Source organism: Vibrio marisflavi CECT 7928 (assembly GCF_921294215.1).
In the GTDB taxonomy this organism is placed as follows: Bacteria; Pseudomonadota; Gammaproteobacteria; order Enterobacterales; family Vibrionaceae; genus Vibrio; species Vibrio marisflavi.
Genome location: NZ_CAKLDM010000002.1, coordinates 823,734 through 840,242 on the forward strand (window position 1 = coordinate 823,734; position 16,509 = coordinate 840,242).

The 16,509-nt window shown below is 41.8% G+C and carries 15 protein-coding genes; 10 read left to right on the forward strand and 5 right to left on the reverse strand.

The features are described from left to right. Nucleotides 1–147: 147 nt before the first annotated feature. Nucleotides 148–1,905, forward strand: coding sequence for an ABC transporter ATP-binding protein (locus tag L7A31_RS10560; RefSeq protein ID WP_290368768.1), 1,758 nt, complete (start codon nucleotides 148–150; stop codon nucleotides 1,903–1,905). On the opposite strand, the gene L7A31_RS10565 is transcribed toward L7A31_RS10560, so the two are convergent. After that, nucleotides 1,902–2,957 carry an FUSC family protein gene (locus tag L7A31_RS10565; RefSeq protein WP_237361477.1) on the reverse strand — a complete coding sequence of 352 codons (1,056 nt, stop codon included), beginning with the start codon at nucleotides 2,955–2,957 and terminating at the stop codon, nucleotides 1,902–1,904. The two genes, L7A31_RS10560 and L7A31_RS10565, sit on opposite strands and share 4 nt — an antisense overlap. A 181-nt stretch (nucleotides 2,958–3,138) precedes the next feature. On the opposite strand from L7A31_RS10565, the gene L7A31_RS10570 reads away from it, so the two are divergent. From L7A31_RS10570 to L7A31_RS10580, 3 genes are all read left to right on the forward strand, one after another. After that, nucleotides 3,139–3,411 carry a hypothetical protein gene (locus L7A31_RS10570; protein WP_237361478.1) on the forward strand — a complete coding sequence of 91 codons (273 nt, stop codon included), beginning with the start codon at nucleotides 3,139–3,141 and terminating at the stop codon, nucleotides 3,409–3,411. A gap of 223 nt (nucleotides 3,412–3,634) precedes the next feature. Further along, nucleotides 3,635–4,408 (forward strand): substrate-binding periplasmic protein, encoded by a 774-nt coding sequence (locus L7A31_RS10575; protein WP_237361479.1) that lies wholly within the window; start codon nucleotides 3,635–3,637, stop codon nucleotides 4,406–4,408. Nucleotides 4,409–4,476: 68 nt separating this feature from the next. Further along, entirely contained in the window at nucleotides 4,477–5,274 is a 798-nt protein-coding gene (locus L7A31_RS10580) for a substrate-binding periplasmic protein (RefSeq protein WP_237361480.1), read from the forward strand. A 26-nt stretch (nucleotides 5,275–5,300) separates the two neighbouring features. Here the strand turns inward: L7A31_RS10580 and L7A31_RS10585 are convergent, their stop codons facing one another. From L7A31_RS10585 to L7A31_RS10600, 4 genes are read right to left on the reverse strand one after another with little or no spacing between them, the layout of a single operon-like run. Further along, nucleotides 5,301–5,588 (reverse strand): DUF1496 domain-containing protein, encoded by a 288-nt coding sequence (locus tag L7A31_RS10585; protein WP_237361481.1) that lies wholly within the window; start codon nucleotides 5,586–5,588, stop codon nucleotides 5,301–5,303. A gap of 32 nt (nucleotides 5,589–5,620) precedes the next feature. Then, entirely contained in the window at nucleotides 5,621–6,526 is a 906-nt protein-coding gene (locus L7A31_RS10590) for a 1-aminocyclopropane-1-carboxylate deaminase/D-cysteine desulfhydrase (RefSeq protein WP_237361482.1), read from the reverse strand. Nucleotides 6,527–6,551: 25 nt separating this feature from the next. Beyond that, a complete protein-coding gene (locus tag L7A31_RS10595; RefSeq protein WP_237361483.1) occupies nucleotides 6,552–7,820 on the reverse strand; it encodes a sensor histidine kinase in 1,269 nt (422 codons plus the stop codon). Between the two features lie 2 nt (nucleotides 7,821–7,822). Further along, nucleotides 7,823–8,497: a response regulator transcription factor gene (locus L7A31_RS10600; protein WP_237361484.1), complete on the reverse strand. Its 675-nt coding sequence runs from the start codon at nucleotides 8,495–8,497 to the stop codon at nucleotides 7,823–7,825. A gap of 163 nt (nucleotides 8,498–8,660) precedes the next feature. Here L7A31_RS10600 and L7A31_RS10605 point away from each other — a divergent pair, with 163 nt between their 5' ends. The 6 genes from L7A31_RS10605 (at nucleotide 8,661) to fabV (ending at nucleotide 16,474) form a co-directional block, all read left to right on the forward strand. Then, complete coding sequence (locus L7A31_RS10605) at nucleotides 8,661–9,671, forward strand: glycosyltransferase family 2 protein (RefSeq protein WP_237361485.1); 1,011 nt, start codon at nucleotides 8,661–8,663, stop codon at nucleotides 9,669–9,671. After that, nucleotides 9,668–11,068 (forward strand): ArnT family glycosyltransferase, encoded by a 1,401-nt coding sequence (locus L7A31_RS10610; RefSeq protein ID WP_237361486.1) that lies wholly within the window; start codon nucleotides 9,668–9,670, stop codon nucleotides 11,066–11,068. The genes L7A31_RS10605 and L7A31_RS10610 overlap by 4 nt, the downstream gene beginning before the upstream one ends. Nucleotide 11,069: 1 nt before the next feature. Then, entirely contained in the window at nucleotides 11,070–11,486 is a 417-nt protein-coding gene (locus L7A31_RS10615) for a GtrA family protein (protein ID WP_237361487.1), read from the forward strand. A gap of 527 nt (nucleotides 11,487–12,013) precedes the next feature. After that, entirely contained in the window at nucleotides 12,014–12,637 is a 624-nt protein-coding gene (gene psrA / locus L7A31_RS10620) for a TetR family transcriptional repressor PsrA (protein WP_237361488.1), read from the forward strand. A 92-nt stretch (nucleotides 12,638–12,729) separates the two neighbouring features. After that, a complete protein-coding gene (locus L7A31_RS10625) occupies nucleotides 12,730–15,012 on the forward strand; it encodes an acyl-CoA dehydrogenase (protein ID WP_237361489.1) in 2,283 nt (760 codons plus the stop codon). A 259-nt stretch (nucleotides 15,013–15,271) separates the two neighbouring features. Further along, the gene (fabV, locus tag L7A31_RS10630) at nucleotides 15,272–16,474 is read left to right on the forward strand and encodes an enoyl-ACP reductase FabV (protein WP_237361490.1); all 1,203 of its coding nucleotides are present in this window, start codon (nucleotides 15,272–15,274) and stop codon (nucleotides 16,472–16,474) included. Nucleotides 16,475–16,509 lie beyond the last annotated feature (35 nt).

Genomic DNA, 16,509 nt, shown 5'->3' on the forward strand with positions numbered 1-16,509 from the left:
CTACTTTCAATGTGTATGTTTGCTGCTCTTCTCCACAAATCCGAATAGAAGAGCAGCCCATACTAAGCTAGCAATCTACTATATAGCTATAGGCGTCCTACATATCACATGGCTTTATAGCAGAGTAATATTTTGAAAGAAGTTACCATTAATAAAGCTTGGCTTTTTAACCAAGCCTCTAAACACAAAAGAAAGTTAGTTATTGCCAATATAGTGGCGACGCTCGCTGCGTTATTAAGCGTTCCTATTCCTCTTCTAATGCCTGTGTTGGTTGACGAAGTACTTCTTAAAAAGCCCGGGGAAGGAATAACTCTTCTCAATATGATGTTGCCTCACAATTGGCAAACAGCGATGGGTTACATTGCAATGGTGACTTTTTTGGTTGTGTTTATGCGTCTAGCCAGCCAAGCTTTGAACATCTATCAAACTCGTCAATTTACCCTCATATCAAAATCACTCACTTGTTTTTTGCGCCAACAGTTGTTGGATAAACTGGGCAAGGTGAGTATGCGTCAATATGAAGATTTAGGTAGTGGTGCGTTAACTTCGCACCTGGTCACAGACATAGAGACGATAGATAGCTTCATTAGTAGGACGCTCAGCCGATTTGTGGTTTCTGTAATAAGCGTAATTGGTATTGCAGTGGTTTTGTTTTGGATAGATTGGAAGCTCGGCCTGTTTATTGTGTTGCTTAACCCAGTGATTGTGTATCTATCGCGATTGATGGGACAACGAGTTAAGCGGCTAAAGAAACTCGAAAACCAATCCTTTGAGCGATTCCAGCAGCGTTTGGTGGAAACGTTAGAGGGGCTATACCAACTGCGAGCTTCCAACAGAGAGCGCGAATATTTAAGTCGACTCAAAGATGATTCCAACGCCATAAGAATTGATGCAGATAACTATGCTTGGCAGTCGGATGCTGCAAATCGACTTTCATTTTTGACCTTTTTAGTTGGGTTTGAAATCTTCCGAGCAGCAGCGATTGCATTGGTTTTGATGGGCGATCTTACTATTGGCCAGATCTTTGCTATTTTTGGCTATCTTTGGTTTATGCTTTCACCCATTCAGGATTTGCTAAATATACAGTATTCATGGTTCAGTGCTTCTGCAGCGATGAAACGTTTGAATAGAATCCTTCAACTTGAAGAGGAAGTTAGACCAAAGGCAAGTGTTGATCCATTTGTTCCCTCACAGTCGTTTTCAATTGAGTTTAACAATGTTTGTTTTGCATACAATAAAGAGCGACAGGTTCTGCGTAATCTCAATTTGTTGATTCCAGAAGGAAAGCGAGTTGCGTTAGTAGGGGCTTCAGGTGGAGGGAAATCTACATTAATACAGTTACTGTTGGGTGTTTATCAAAAAGAAAGCGGCGATATTTTAATTAATGGCCATCCAATAGAGCAAGTGGGTTATGAAGAACTAAGAGCAAAAGTAGCAACAGTTCTGCAGCATCCAATGATCTTTAATGACACTGTGAGGCAGAACTTAACTCTCGGTGAAGATTATGAAGATGCAGCGTTATATCAAGCACTGCAAGTCGCTCAGCTATCTGAGCTGATTAATGGATTGCCAGAAGGGTTAGAATCTCAGCTAGGAAAGCAAGGTGTGAGGTTATCTGGAGGGCAGCGTCAGCGGCTTGCTATTGCCCGCATGGTATTGACCAATCCGGATTTTGTTATCTTGGATGAAGCGACTTCAGCCTTGGATTCAACAACTGAATCCTTGTTACACACCGCTATGAATGAGTTTTTGCAAGGTAAGACGACCCTGATAGTAGCTCACCGACTTTCTGCAGTAAAACAAGCCGATATTATCTATGTACTGGAGGACGGAAAAGTGGTGCAATCTGGCCAGCACCACGAATTGGTAGAGCAGGAAGGGTTGTATCAAACACTATATGGCTAAACAGACTCGCGTTCGTAATATCGAAGCTTGTCTAGTGCCAGTTTGTGTTTGACTAAGTTGTCTAAATTGACGATCAGCTGCCTGGTCAGCCACAAATAGCCATAAGGACCCAGCTTAAAGGTCTCTTTTTCCGGATCATCAATTTTCATTAGATTTTTGGCTATAGAAACCACGTCTGCGATCTTTGGCAAATCAATCGTATTTAGGTCACAACGCTCTAGTTTTTCAAACGTCGTCCCAATGGAATCCAAAACGTATTTCAGCTCTGTACTTTCAATTAGCTTCTGGTGGCTGATTTCTGTGCTCCAATGAGTGTCTACTAGCTGCTCAATTAAAGCGATGAGTGCTCGCTGGCTTTGTAAATACTGCTGGAATTTTTCTATGTGTGATGGTTTTTCTTTTTGTAGGTTGGCCATCAAGCCAGACATTTTTACATGGTCAGTAATGACCTTACGGCGTAACTGATATAAATGCTCGTTGGAGGGAAGCTGAGAAGACGCATGAGCCAGATATAAAGTCCTTAAGTTGGTGAGCACTTTGTGCTGTAGCTGTCTCCAAATTGTTGACGTATGGATAGGAAAAAGCTGGGAAAAGAGAATCGCAATTGCTGTTCCGATCATAATGTTGGCGACACGCCAAAGAGCGACAGACACTTCAACATCGGCGGACTCTTGATAGCCAACAATCAGTAAAGTCATAACGGCAAGGAAAAACAGATAATGATATTTTCCCTGCATCCTCAGGCTAAGCAAAAAGACGCCAAGCAACATCCATAGTGGTGCGATAAGCGGCAAATGTGTAGGGAAAAGTACAGTAACAAGGCCAACTGTTGCACCAAGAGTAGTACCAATTATTCTCTGTAAACCTTTATGTAGCAGAGCACCATGTTGCGGTTGATTCATCACGACCGAGACAGTAATTGGTCCCCATAAAGAATGTGGAAGCTGGGTAACGTGATAAAACAATAATGTGAATGCTAAGGCTAATGTGATGCGAAGTGCATGCACTAACTGTTGATGCCCGTGAAGGTATTGCTTGGCTTGGGAGAGCATAATTGTCTAATGGTAAAGAACTCAATAATAGCAAATCTGCTCTTATCTGCCCAGATTAGGAAATCGTATAGCGTTCCATTATATTGACAAATTCATTACCAAGCTCTGATGGTTTGGTGGTTAAACAAAGGTATAACTCTCAGTTGTAACTATCGAAGAAATTGAGTGGAACAACGTCATAATGAACCAATGTAGTGAATTAAACTTAACCACAGGCACATTAACAATTTATGCAGACCGCTCTTCATCATCCAATTATTTGTCCCAATTAGCTCACGCTCATAACTCGGTTTTTCCGGATGTTCCTGACGTTTTGAAAGTACATATTGTCGGCGAAACAGCGCAAACAAAGTTTGAAAGTATTAAGCAAGACCTTGAAGCAGTAGCACTCATCACGGGCGTCCAGTGCGACGACCTTTTTGATATTCGTTGTGGTGAAAATTGCCCACAATAAACCAATAGCCAATTCAAACAGACAAGCCTTTCTAGTTTCCTACGTCACAAATAAGTTGTTTGGTAGTTTAGGTGAATTAATCTAATAAAAACTTATACTTAAAATAGTTATAAATATTAATTAATTATCGATACTACGTTTTAGCAATTGTTTAATTGGCCTTGAACATATTGTGGTCATCTACCATGCTTATTTAAAATTAATTAGCGTTATTATGATGTGCATGCAAAAAGTATGGATGCTATTTCTTACACTCATGTTAACAGTGCTGTCTTTCGCAAGTGTAAGTGAGCCACTACCAGAGTCGGACCCTTGGGGTCAGCTAATATTTGTTACTGAAAAATATCCGCCGCATAACTACGTGGATGATCAAGGCCAGCTGACTGGGTTGTCTGTAGAAGTCATCCTAGGTGCTGCTAAATTGGCGGGTTCCCAGTTGGCACCAGAACATATTGAAATATTACCTTGGGCTCGTGGTTACAAAATGGCTTTAAACCATAAAGATACCGTCTTATTCACGACTTCAAGAAAGCCAGAGAGGGAAGCCTTATTTCAATGGATTGGCCCCATATCTAAAGGGTCACCTTCAGTACTTCTTGCAAGAAAGACAAGCGAAATATCCATTGGTAGTTCCAGTGACTTATTGAACTACCGTATCGGTGTCATTCGTGGTGACAGCTTGCAAAAACGATTGGAAGACCTGGGTGTGCCATCGAAGATGTTGGTGAAATCTCACAGTCCTGAGGAGTTGGCTAAGCTATTGAACCGACGAGAAATAGATTTGTGGGCACACAATCCTGCTGGTGCGGAAAAAATACTGCGACAGTATGGTATTTCACCCGACAAGTTTGAAAGTGTGTATCAATTTAAATTTAATGATAATTATATTGCGGCAAATAAACATATTTCTCAGGAAGTAATAACGCGCGTTCAAAAGGCATTGGATAAGTTTAAGGCGACGAAGGAATACCAATCTATTTTGACTAAATACCAGTAAGGTAAAATTTGGCAGCTTGCTCTGACTGAGTGTTGCTGTGAGCATTGCCATCAAAAAGGAGTTTAATTATGTCTGTGAACAACATATGGACTTTGTTGATCTTTGTTGCAGTATTTATTGGCTTCAACACAAGCGTACGAGCCGAATTGCCATCGGATGACCCATGGGCAGGGCTGACATTTATTACGGAAGAGTATCCTCCTTTTAATTACAAAGGGGCTGATGGAAAACTAACAGGCTTATCCGTTGAAACCTTAATAGCTGCTGCAAAAGGTGCTGGCTCTGAACTTAGCGTAGATGACATATTGATTTTGCCTTGGGCGAGAGGTTATCGGATGGCAGAGAACGATAAAAACGTCGTACTGTTTACGACATCAAGAAAACCAAAACGAGAGAAATTATTTTTGTGGGCAGGACCACTGTCAAAAGGTTCACCATCGGTGCTTCTCGCTCGTAAAGATAGAGGAATCAAAATCAAGGATGTCAAAGATCTTTATAAATATCGAATCGGTGTAATTCGTGGCGACAGCCTAGAGAATCGCGTTAAGGCGTTAGGTGGGCCAGACAAGAACATTATCAAAGTGCACAGTGGGGAGCTGCTAGCAGAGCAGCTAGAGAAAGGTAGAGTGGACTTTTGGGCATTCAATCTACAAGGGGCGATTAAAATTCTCGATACACTTAATATTCCTAAGTCCGACTTTGAAATCGTATATCGATTCCCGTTTAACGATAACTACCTTGCAATAAACACTAAGACTTCTCCTAAAATGGTCGAGAAGTTACAAAAAGCATTAGACAACTTCAAAAAAACAAGTGATTACCAGCAACTTCTGAAGAAATACAATCACAATACGACGAGTCTATAATCATAGCGCCCTAGCATTTCTGAAACTCATTGAGTTTGTGCTGGGGCTTTTTGCTGCGGGTTATACCTGACCCACTTCAGTGCGCCGTTTGTTTCGAAATTATTGGCAGGATGGCAAATCATATAATAGTCGCCGACTTGCAGTATGGCTCCAAGTGAATAGGCTTTATCTTGGTAATAACATACTCTAAATTTAGCGTCTTCGTTGTTCACTACGACCGCACCCCGCGACGACTGCTTTGGCAGCGTTATGACTTCTGCCAATGAGGGTAAGCTTAACGCTGCTACCATAAAAGTAATTAGGGCTTTGTTCATAGTTCTTCCTTGTGTTTAGACACTCTGGTCGATTACGGGTATTTCCTTTGGTATCTTGGCAACATGCTCTGATTTCCGAGTATTCCTCCTTGGTGAATGTAAAGCAGCTCTACATCTTGGTGCGTTTGCAACCAGGGCTCAAGGCAGCGCCACATCATAGGATCGTACAACAAATCAAATTCAACCTTTGTTTGCTCTTTAAGCTCTCTCCAAATATCGTAGTCCTGCTGGTAGAGTTTGCCAAAGTGGTGTTTAGACTCAAGTTCTAAAATGCGTGGTAGTGGAGCTTCGTTGAGCAGCTTAGATATTTGGTCAATTAAGTACTCTTTTCCTCCAACGCAAGGGCAAGTGAGCACTTCAATGCCACAAGGTGCGAGAAACTTAGCCAAGAAAGCTGCAGTTGTCCCTGTTCCTGAAGGAAGTGCAACGGCTAGGTTCCTGATAGATTCTTGTTGTTGCCATTTCAATATCTCATCGGCGAGTTGCTTGATTCCATATTCAGCAACTTCAGAATAACCGCCTTCTGGAACAAACAAACAGCTTTCATTCGGTTTTCTATGATGAACGATATAGTCTTTGGGGTGCAAATGACTTACGTTTTCAAGTTTTGATACGGGGATGATTTTGGCCCCTAGGTCCATAGCGCCTCGATAGTTGCCTATGGGCTTTTCCTCCAGCCAAGCAGGAATTCTATCTACGTAGAACTCTAGCTGCCAGTTTTTTAAATAGGCGAGGGCAGCAAGAGAATACAATGAGTTTGCTTGTGCAGAACCGTAACTTATTAACGTCTCTATTGTCGGGTTTTCACTAGCTAAAAGAGAGGCAAACTTACGCGCTTTGTTGCCTGAAAAGTGACGGTGTAACATATCGTCACGTTTTAGATAAAACTGTCTGCCGTTAAATGTATGTGCTGTGACTGGGCTATTTGCGATTTTCATCTAGCTATTTCAGTGTGTCTCAAACTCAATCGCTAAATTGTATCTTAGCTATACATCCTCCGTCAGGGTTATTCGTTAAAGAAAATTGCCACTGATAGCGACGGCAAAGATCATCGACGATTAAAAGCCCTAACCCATGTCCATCTTTACTTGGTGTGGACGTTAGCCCATGCCCTTGATCGTAAACCGATATATGCTGAGAGGTTTGTGTAATGCGAATTTGGCCCTGCTCTGTCGCCGCGATTGCGTTTCGCAAGATATTACCGATCAACATATTCATGACCGGTGGTGTCGCTCTAACGCTTGGATTAGATTCTGTCTCCAAGTTAATTTGCAAGTTTTTCTCTAATGCTTGCACTGAGTTTTGCTCGATGATTTTTTCTAATTCATGCTGACTAAACTCTCTTTCTGGCGCAAGGTCTTCACTTTTTTCATAGCGGACCAAGCTCAGTAAAGTGTCAATCATGGTTTCCATTTGCATAGAAGCATCATTGAGCCGAGTAATCTGCCTTTGCTGAAACTCGTTGATTTCACCTCGAGACAGCAGTTTAGTTGATCCTTTTACAACCGTTAGTGGCGTTCGCAGCTCATGACTGGCATAACGTGCAAAAGCTTGCTCTCTTTTCAGCAGAGCGTGTACTTCTTCGCGGTACCCATTCATTTTATCGGTTAGTGTATGGAACTCTTCTGCAGCTTCAGAGGACATGGTGAAAGGAATCTCGACGTCTGTTCCATGTTGTTCCAATTGAAGGTTGATATCATTGAGAGGAGAAATAAGTCGTTGAGACAGGCGGCTTAGTACAATTCCAAATAAGGTGATAAAACACAAGATAATCACTAGCACAATAGATGCGGCATACGCGAGTTCTTTAAAACCAAATTCTATTCGGTCTATTTGTGCGATTAAAACCAGTGGGGTCTTTTTACCATCAACATAATAGTGGCCGACATACACCATATAGTCTGCAGGCAGAGAGTCGAAGCCCACTTCATCTAAGAAATATTCTTTAGTTTTGACGAAGTCACGAAAAGGCTGCGGAACATTGGCGTAGTTGTTATAGGCTTTGGTGAGCAAATCAATTTTTATAACGCCTGTTTCCCCTTCGGTGAATCGATGAATGGCTTCGTCTCTATCAACAAGTAGCATTCGTTCGCCAGCTCTGTCTTCTGACCATTGCAAAGCAAAAATAAAAATAACGAATGTCATCAGCCCAATCGCTAACGCGACAAGAGTAAAAAATGTTGCTAGCCGTCCTGTTAAAGTTTGGGAATTGCGAAAAAAACGAAAGCGCATCCTTATTTTTCCTCTAGTCTAAATCCTATTTTGGGAATGGTCGTAAGCATAGGAGAAGGGAAGGGTTTATCGAGCTGGTTTCTTAGCTGATAGATATGGCTACGCAGCACATCATTACTTGGTTCATTTTCTTGCCAAAGCTTATCTGCAATTTCTTGGCGAGTCACAATTTCAGGCGCTTTCGAACATAAAAGTTCTAAGATTGTATAAGTGGTAGGGTTAAGAGCCAATAACTTGTCTTCTCGATAAGCTTTACGTATTTTTTGGTTAATCTTTAAACTACCGAAATTCAATACGGTATTAGATACAGTGCCGTGATAGCGTTTTACCAAAGCGTTCATTCTTGCTTCCAAAATATCCAGATCAAACGGCTTGGTCATATAATCATCGGCTCCATGCTTGTAGCCATCTAGCATATCGGCTTTGTTATCCAGTGCAGTAAGCATTAAAACTGGAGTGTTATTACCGGCATCTCTAAGCCGATTGCACACCGTCAGGCCATCCATTCTCGGTAACATTAGATCGAGTAAGATAATGTCAAAGCTGTTTTCTAACGCTAACTGTAAACCAAGTTCGCCGTTGTCGGCATAGTCCAAGTCCATTCCCAAACCTTCAAAAAAATCGAAGATTATTCCTGCTACCTCGCGGTTATCCTCTACGAGTAATATTTTCTTCATCCAGTGTTTACCTTAATTACAGTTGCTAGCTTCCAGAGTTTACGTGAAAAAAATGTCAATCACATTGTTTTGACATTGAGGTTGGTAAAAAGGTTCTACCAAATGCTTGGTTTGCGCTGATTCCCTTTTTAAAGGCGCCCTTTTTAATTTAAGAGTAGTTTGTATGAAGCCTATATCCCTGATTTCTAATACCGCTGAAAAAAGTGTTGTTCTTTCTGTCGTTGTACCTTACTTCAATGAAATTGACGTATTACCTGAGTTCCACTCACGTCTTACTAAAGTTCTCGATTCCATCGAAGATGAAAGTGAAATAGTTTACGTCAATGATGGCAGCACAGATGGCAGCAAAGAGTTAGTTGAATCTTTACCAGTAAGCAGCAGTAAAGTGGTTAGCATCAGTTTAAGCCGCAACTTTGGAAAAGAAAGCGCAATGAGTGCTGGATTGGAACACTGCAATGGATTAGCTGTTATTCTTATCGATGCTGATCTCCAAGACCCACCTGAGCTCATACCTAGCATGATAAAAGAGTGGAGAAAGGGCTACGATGTCGTCAACATGCAGAGAATTAAAAGAGAGGGAGAGAGCTGGTTTAAACGTAAATCTGCAGCAATGTTCTACCGATTACTCAACTTCCTTTCTAAGTCAGACATCCCAGAAAACGTTGGTGACTTTCGCCTTTTGAGCAGACAGGTAATCGACCATATAAACGAAATGCCAGAGCGCAACCGTTATATGAAAGGCATGTTCGTTTGGCCTGGCTTCAAACAAACTACGATTATATTTAAACGTTATGCCAGGCACTCCGGGCAGACTAAATGGAATTACTTCAAGTTAATCGGCTTAGCGATGGATGGAATAACTTCGTTTTCGATAAGCCCATTACGTATTGCGACCGTCTTGGGAAGCTTAATTGCCGCAAGTGCTTTTGTTTACGGTATGGCTATTGTATTTAAGACTCTTGTTTTTGGCGTACAGACGCATGGCTATGCTTCAATGATGGCTGTAGAGCTGGCTCTAGGTGGTGTGCAGCTCCTAAGCATTGGATTGTTAGGAGAGTATATTGGCAGAATCTTTATCGAGACCAAACGCCGCCCTTTATATATCGTTCAATCTATTAACGAACGTTCAAACGTTACAAATGTTCAATCCACAGTGATGGAGAAACGTGCATGAGGTCTAGCAGAACTTATTTATGGTTCGCCTTGTGCGCGACATTTCTAATTCGCTTGTTGTCGTTAGGTGCCTATCCACTCATGGATACCACTGAGGCTCGTTATGGTGAAATGGCTCGAATCATGGTGCAGACGCACAATTGGCTCACGCCAATGTTTGACTACAACGTGCCGTTTTGGGGTAAACCGCCTCTATTTGCTTGGATGAGTTCTGTCGGAATTAAAGTCTTTGGCTTGAGTGAATTTGCTGTTCGCTTTCCACATTGGCTAGCAGGCGTAGCCGTTTTGGCATTGATTGCTTATTTTGCTCGCCGAGTTGGAGTTAATGCGCTGCTGACGGCAACAATATTGTCAACAACCGGCATTTTTGCTGTCTCTGCTGGTGTAGTAGAGACTGATATGGCTCTTACTTTTGCTATGACATTGTCTATGGTGGGCTTTTATCTGTGCTGGCAAGATGAAAGTAAATTATGGGGATACTTGGGGTTTGTCGGTCTTGCTATTGGTTTACTTGCCAAAGGCCCACTGATCATTGTGTTGGTTGGCCTAGCCGTTATGCCATGGCTGATGATTCAATATGGCTTTATAGGATCATTTAAGCAGCTTTGGCGACGCTTCCCTATTGTTGGTGGCAGTATATTGATGCTTGTGATAGCTGTTCCTTGGTATGTAATGGCAGAGCGAGCAACTCCGGGCTTCCTTCATTATTTCTTAGTTGGTGAGTATGTAGACCGTTTTTTAGATCCGGGTTGGAAAGGGGACTTGTACGGTAGTGCACACGAACGAGCTAGAGGAACAATTTGGTTATTCTGGCTATACTCTGCACTACCTTGGTCTATCGTATTGCCAATTGTATTGTGGGTTAAACGCAAAGCAATTAAGCCGATTAACGAGAAAGTGAAGCCAATAATCAGTTTCTCAATATGCTGGCTAGTCTCACCACTAATCTTATTTACCTTTGCCGGAAATATTCTACCTGCTTACGTTCTGCCTGGAATTCCAGCTATCGGTATTATGTTAGCTTCACTTATTACAGAGAAGCAGTTAGAAACTAAGTGGTTCAAAATTTCATCAGCAGTGAGCCCTGTTTTGCTTGTGGTTGCAGTGTTTTATATTCATTTCAATGTGGCTGGAGTTCGAAGTGACAAAGTTATTTTTGAACATGCAAATAAAGCCTTGCCAACCTATTACATTGGACATCGGACTTTCTCTGGTGAGTATTATAGTAATGGAAAAGCAGAACTACTTAAAAAAGACAGTACGTTAATGAAGCTTGCCAAGTTCCAATTGGTAGGTGAAGACAATCAAGTCGACCCTGTAATTAAGCAAGATAAACTAAACTGCCAAGTGGAATATACAGCGCCAAGTAAACGTTCTTTGTTCCTATGTGAGAACTAGTATGTTTAGTCAAAAAATAATGAAGTTTGCGATGGTTGGAGGTCTAGGATTCGTTGTAGATACAATCGTATTTTCTCTGGCGATTTATGTATTAAGAACCGACTTGCTTACGGCTAGAGTTGTTTCATTTATTCTCGCAGCAACAACGACTTGGCTTGGGAATCGACTGTTTACTTTCTCTGAGAGAGAAAAAGAAGACAAGATAAAGCAGTGGTCAAAATTTTTTTTCAGTGCTTTGATTTCAGCTATGCCTAATTTTGCTGTATTTCAGGTCACGATTTATTTCTTGGGTAGTAGTGGGTTGGCTCCATTTATTGCGTTGGTTTTAGGTGTATTGACAGGAATGTTTAGTAACTTCACACTCAGTCATCTGTGGGTGTTTAACGAGAAAAACATCGAGACAAAAGCCAGCTACTAATACTATTTTCTATCAGTCCGACAGCTTTAGCCCTAAGCTATTATTCGTTGCTTAGGGCTATATTTTCTTTGCTTTCATTGAAAATAGCGGCAACCAACAAATACATGTCACTATGCTGGTGAAAATCAAATTAATTTGGATAAAAAAAGCCCAGAACGAAAAAATTGTTCTGGGCCGATACAAACATAGGAGTTAATAAGAAAAAGCAGTGTAAGTAGTAGTGAAATTAAGAATCTGGACGCTTCTTTGTCAAAACTCTCATTGCTCTTGCTAATTACAATATATAAGACGCGAGCAACTGTAATTAGTTCAATTCAGTTTATAAAAAAATTCATTTTTTTCTCTTAATTCTTTCACAGTCTCATTTTTGCCCGTATAAGCGACTGTATTCATGGATTTTTGTCGCTATACGTTTCACACGCAAAACCAAAATCTTCGTAGAAACTCTAAAGTGTGATGTTAATCAGTTGTTAACGGAACGGTATGAAGATATATTTTCAAACAAGTGTTTAATACTGGTGATTGAAATGACGTCGCGCCTTAAGACTCAAGAGAAAATTTTAGATGCTGCAGAACATTTGTTTGCAGAACATGGCTTCAACAGCACATCACTACGAACCATTACCAGCAAGGCTGGAGTCAACTTGGCAGCGGTAAATTATCATTTTGGCGATAAGAAAACGTTAGTCCGGTCGGTACTTGACCGATACTTAGAGGCTTTTATGCCAGCTGTTCAAGAGGCACTAATAGAGTTAAACAAGCGGGACACGTTTTCGATGCAAGAGCTATTTGAGTGTCTCCGTGAACCTCTTCAGGGGTTAGATTCCATTCGAACAAATGGCATGAGCCGATTTATGTTGTTGATCGGGCGTGGATATACCGATGTGCAGGGCCATCTTCGATGGTTTATCACAACGCGTTACCAAAATACGTTGTCTCTATTTACTGAATCGGTACTGAAGGCTAATCCTGCCTTAAAACCAGAGAAATTGTTTTGGCGTTTACATTTTACCCTTGGCACATGTGTATTCACGATGGCTTCTAGCCAAGCGCTGCTAGAAATAGCACAAAGTGAATATGACCAAGGTAGTGATGTAAATGCGATAGTTGATGAGTTAATACCATACCTCGCTGCAGGTGTGGCTCAGTAGGGACAAGTTTACAGGCTCAAAAGAGAAATCAAGCCTAAACTTACTAGGATACAGTGGAATTGAATTTCCAACAGTGAAATAAGGAACTGAACATGCGTGCTCAACGGAAAAAATGGGTCAGTGACCCCACATTTAAGTTGTTTAAGAAGTTATTGCCACCTCTGTCGGAAACAGAAAGAGAGGCGATGGAAGCAGGTAGTGTTTGGTGGGATGGAGAGTTGTTTTCAGGAAAACCGAATTTCACTAAGCTTCATCAATTTCACAAACCTGTATTAACTGAAGAAGAACAATCCTTTGTCGACAACGAACTAGAAACGTTATTGTCGATGCTTGATGACCATAAGATAGTAAAAGAAGACCGAGATCTTCCCAAAGAGGTTTGGGACTATCTCAGAAAAGAGCGCTTCTTTTCACTTATCATTGCTAAAGAGTTTGGCGGTCGACAGTTCTCATCACTAGCAAATTCAACCATAGTCGCTAAGATTGCCACCCGTAGTATTAGTACTGCTGTTACTGTTATGGTACCTAACTCGTTGGGGCCGGGGGAGCTACTTACTCACTATGGTACTCAAGAGCAAAAAGAATATTGGTTGCCTAGACTAGCAGATGGGACAGATATTCCTTGTTTTGCCTTAACAGGCCCTGAAGCAGGCTCTGACGCTGGTGGAATTCCAGACCGCGGCGTAGTGTGCTACGGCAAATACAAGAACAAAAAAACGTTGGGTATCAAAGTAAGTTGGAACAAACGTTATATCACTTTAGCTCCAGTATCTACTGTCTTAGGCTTAGCCTTCAAACTCTATGATCCTGAAGGTTTACTGGGCGAAGAAGAAGAGCTCGGTATCACTTGTGCTCTGATTCCTACTAGCCATAAAGGTGTGGAAGTTGGAGAGAGGCATGATCCGCTTAGCCTTGCCTTTATGAACGGCCCTACGCGTGGTGAAGATGTTTTCATTCCGATCGACTGGATTATTGGTGGCGCTGATTATGCTGGTAAGGGCTGGCGCATGCTAGTTGAATGCTTGTCTGCTGGACGAGGGATTTCACTTCCAGCTCTTGGCACTGCTATTGGCCATCTAACTTCTCGTACAACAGGTGCGTACGCATATGTGCGCAAACAGTTTGGAACTTCAATTGGTAAATTCGAAGGTGTCGCACAAGCGTTAGGCCGTATCGGCGGTATGACCTATTTATTGGAAGCGACTCGAACCTTGACGACTACTGCTCTGGATTTGAAGGAAAAACCGGGCATTGTTACGGCGATTGCTAAATATCATATGACCGAGATCGCGAGAACCATTCTCAATGACTCGATGGATATTCACTCGGGCAGAGCGATTCAAGAAGGACCAATGAATTACCTATCGTCTCATTACTTTGGGGTGCCAGTAGCGATAACGGTAGAAGGCGCGAATATTCTTACCAGAAACCTAATGATTTTTGGCCAAGGTGCGATTCGTTGCCACCCATACGTTCTCAAAGAGATGGAGGCGGCAGCAAACCCTGATGTAGAAGAAGGGGCAGAAGACTTTGATGAGCTGTTGGCATCGCACATGCTTCACACCACAGTGAACACGTTTGGAGCATTTTTCTCTGCCTTTACCCGTTCTTACTTTAACTCTTCACCAATGTCCGGGCCAACGAAACAGTATTACAAAGAGATAACACGTTTAAGTAAAGCTCTTGCTGTGAGTTCAGATTTTGCGATGCTGACTATGGGTGGAGATCTAAAACGAAAAGAGATGATTTCGGCCAGGTTGGGTGATGGCCTGAGCTATTTGTATATGGCGTCCGCAGTGCTGAAAAAGTACGAAGATGAAGGTAGGCAGCAGCAAGATCTGGAGTTCGTGCACTATGCGATACAGCACTGCTTCCACAATGCGGCAAATTCTTTGCAAGAAGCCTATAGCAACTTTCCAAATAAAACAGTGGGATATTTATTAAAAGGTATCGTATTTCCGCTTGGCAATCACTTTAAGAAACCGTCAGATGAGCTTTCACTGCAAATAGCAGACAGCCTAATGACTCCTGGAGCGCATCGCGATCGTTTGACGCATTTATGTTATGTCGGAAAAGATGAGTCCGATAGTGTGGGCTTGGTAGAAGCCGCATTTCAGGCGATGTATGGCATTCGCTCACTAGAGCGTAAGCTATTCAAGGGGATTAAAAGTGGTCAAATAGATAAGAAGGCCCCGTTGGAAACGCGTTTATCGCAAGCTTTGGAAGCAAATATTCTTACTAGTGATGAAATTGACAAGATCCTAGTAGCAGAAAAGCTGAGATCACAAGCGATTCAAGTGGATCACTTCAGCCATGACTTTTCAGAGGTCAAAACGCAGAGAGTGACTAAGCCTAAATTGAACAGTGTTGCCTAGTATAGACATTTATTTGGGATCCCAAGCCGAGCATTTATTTGCTCGGCTTTTTAGCATTTAGTGCGAGATGATACTTATAAAGAACAACCAAATTTTCGATGTCATAGGCTCACAGTACAGCTATTCTTATTGTGTTTAGAGGGTGTTTTGTATAAAAAGTGGCCCAACCACTAGATAAATATTTCCAAAATGAAAGAAATTAGATGAGATTTTGCCACGAAACTTTTATCCTAGCGGGGTTTTTTAAAGGAAGTTGAATATGATCATCAAACCTAGAATTCGTGGATTCATTTGTACCACAACTCACCCTGTAGGTTGTGAAGCAAATGTACAAGAGCAAATCGCTTACACTAAAGCGAAAGGCCCAGTGAAAAATGCACCAAAACGTGTACTCGTTGTTGGCGCATCTAGTGGCTATGGATTGTCTTCTCGTATCGCGGCAGCATTTGGCGGCGGTGCATCGACTATTGGTGTTTTCTTTGAAAAAGAAGGCACAGAGAAAAAACCTGGAACTGCAGGTTTTTACAATGCAGCAGCATTTGAAAAGTTAGCGAAAGAAGAAGGTCTTTACGCTAAAAGCCTAAATGGCGATGCTTTTTCAAACGAAGCTAAGCAAAAAACTATCGATTTGATTAAAGAAGACCTTGGCCAAGTAGATCTTGTTGTTTACTCGCTTGCGTCTCCAGTTCGTAAAATGCCTGAAACAGGTGAGCTGGTTCGTTCTTCTTTAAAACCGATTGGTGAAACATACACTTCAGCAGCGGTTGATACAAACAAAGATACTATCATTGAAGCGAGCATCGAGCCTGCGACTGAAGAAGAAATCAAAGACACCGTAACAGTAATGGGTGGCGAAGATTGGGAACTTTGGATCAACACTCTTTCTGATGCTGGCGTTTTAGCTGATGGCTGTAAAACAGTTGCTTATAGCTACATTGGTACTGAGCTAACTTGGCCAATCTACTGGGATGGTGCACTAGGTCGAGCTAAGATGGACTTAGACCGTGCAGCAGAAGAGCTAAATAACAAGCTTTCTTCACACGGTGGTAGCGCGAATGTTGCGGTATTGAAGTCTGTTGTGACTCAAGCAAGCTCTGCGATTCCTGTAATGCCTCTTTACATCGCAATGGTGTTTAAGAAAATGCGCGAAGAAGGTGTTCACGAAGGTTGTATGGAACAAATCTACCGTATGTTTAGCGATCGTCTATACAAAGAAGATGGTAGTGCAGCAGAAGTAGATGATAAGAACCGCCTACGTCTAGATGACTGGGAACTACGTGAAGACATCCAGAACTACTGCCGTGATTTGTGGCCACAAGTTACTACTGAGAACCTTAAAGAGCTAACGGACTACGTAGAGTATAAAGAAGAGTTCTTGAAGTTGTTTGGTTTTGGTGTTGAGGGTGTGGACTACGAAGCTGATGTTAATCCAGCAATTGACGCAGGATTCATCAACATTTAGTCGAATCGACCTGAATACTAAAAAGGGCACTCATC

Bases quoted from the DNA above. Each gene is read 5' to 3' on its own strand.
- L7A31_RS10590 (WP_237361482.1), bottom strand. From the start codon at position 6,526: ATGAAAATCGCAAATAGCCCAGTCACAGCACATACATTTAACGGCAGA.
- L7A31_RS10585 (WP_237361481.1), bottom strand. From the start codon at position 5,588: ATGAACAAAGCCCTAATTACTTTTATGGTAGCAGCGTTAAGCTTACCC.
- L7A31_RS10610 (WP_237361486.1), top strand. From the start codon at position 9,668: ATGAGGTCTAGCAGAACTTATTTATGGTTCGCCTTGTGCGCGACATTT.
- L7A31_RS10580 (WP_237361480.1), top strand. From the start codon at position 4,477: ATGTCTGTGAACAACATATGGACTTTGTTGATCTTTGTTGCAGTATTT.
- L7A31_RS10605 (WP_237361485.1), top strand. From the start codon at position 8,661: ATGAAGCCTATATCCCTGATTTCTAATACCGCTGAAAAAAGTGTTGTT.
- L7A31_RS10615 (WP_237361487.1), top strand. From the start codon at position 11,070: ATGTTTAGTCAAAAAATAATGAAGTTTGCGATGGTTGGAGGTCTAGGA.
- psrA (WP_237361488.1), top strand. From the start codon at position 12,014: ATGACGTCGCGCCTTAAGACTCAAGAGAAAATTTTAGATGCTGCAGAA.
- L7A31_RS10575 (WP_237361479.1), top strand. From the start codon at position 3,635: ATGCAAAAAGTATGGATGCTATTTCTTACACTCATGTTAACAGTGCTG.
- fabV (WP_237361490.1), top strand. From the start codon at position 15,272: ATGATCATCAAACCTAGAATTCGTGGATTCATTTGTACCACAACTCAC.
- L7A31_RS10625 (WP_237361489.1), top strand. From the start codon at position 12,730: ATGCGTGCTCAACGGAAAAAATGGGTCAGTGACCCCACATTTAAGTTG.
- L7A31_RS10595 (WP_237361483.1), bottom strand. From the start codon at position 7,820: ATGCGCTTTCGTTTTTTTCGCAATTCCCAAACTTTAACAGGACGGCTA.
- L7A31_RS10570 (WP_237361478.1), top strand. From the start codon at position 3,139: ATGAACCAATGTAGTGAATTAAACTTAACCACAGGCACATTAACAATT.
- L7A31_RS10565 (WP_237361477.1), bottom strand. From the start codon at position 2,957: ATGCTCTCCCAAGCCAAGCAATACCTTCACGGGCATCAACAGTTAGTG.
- L7A31_RS10600 (WP_237361484.1), bottom strand. From the start codon at position 8,497: ATGAAGAAAATATTACTCGTAGAGGATAACCGCGAGGTAGCAGGAATA.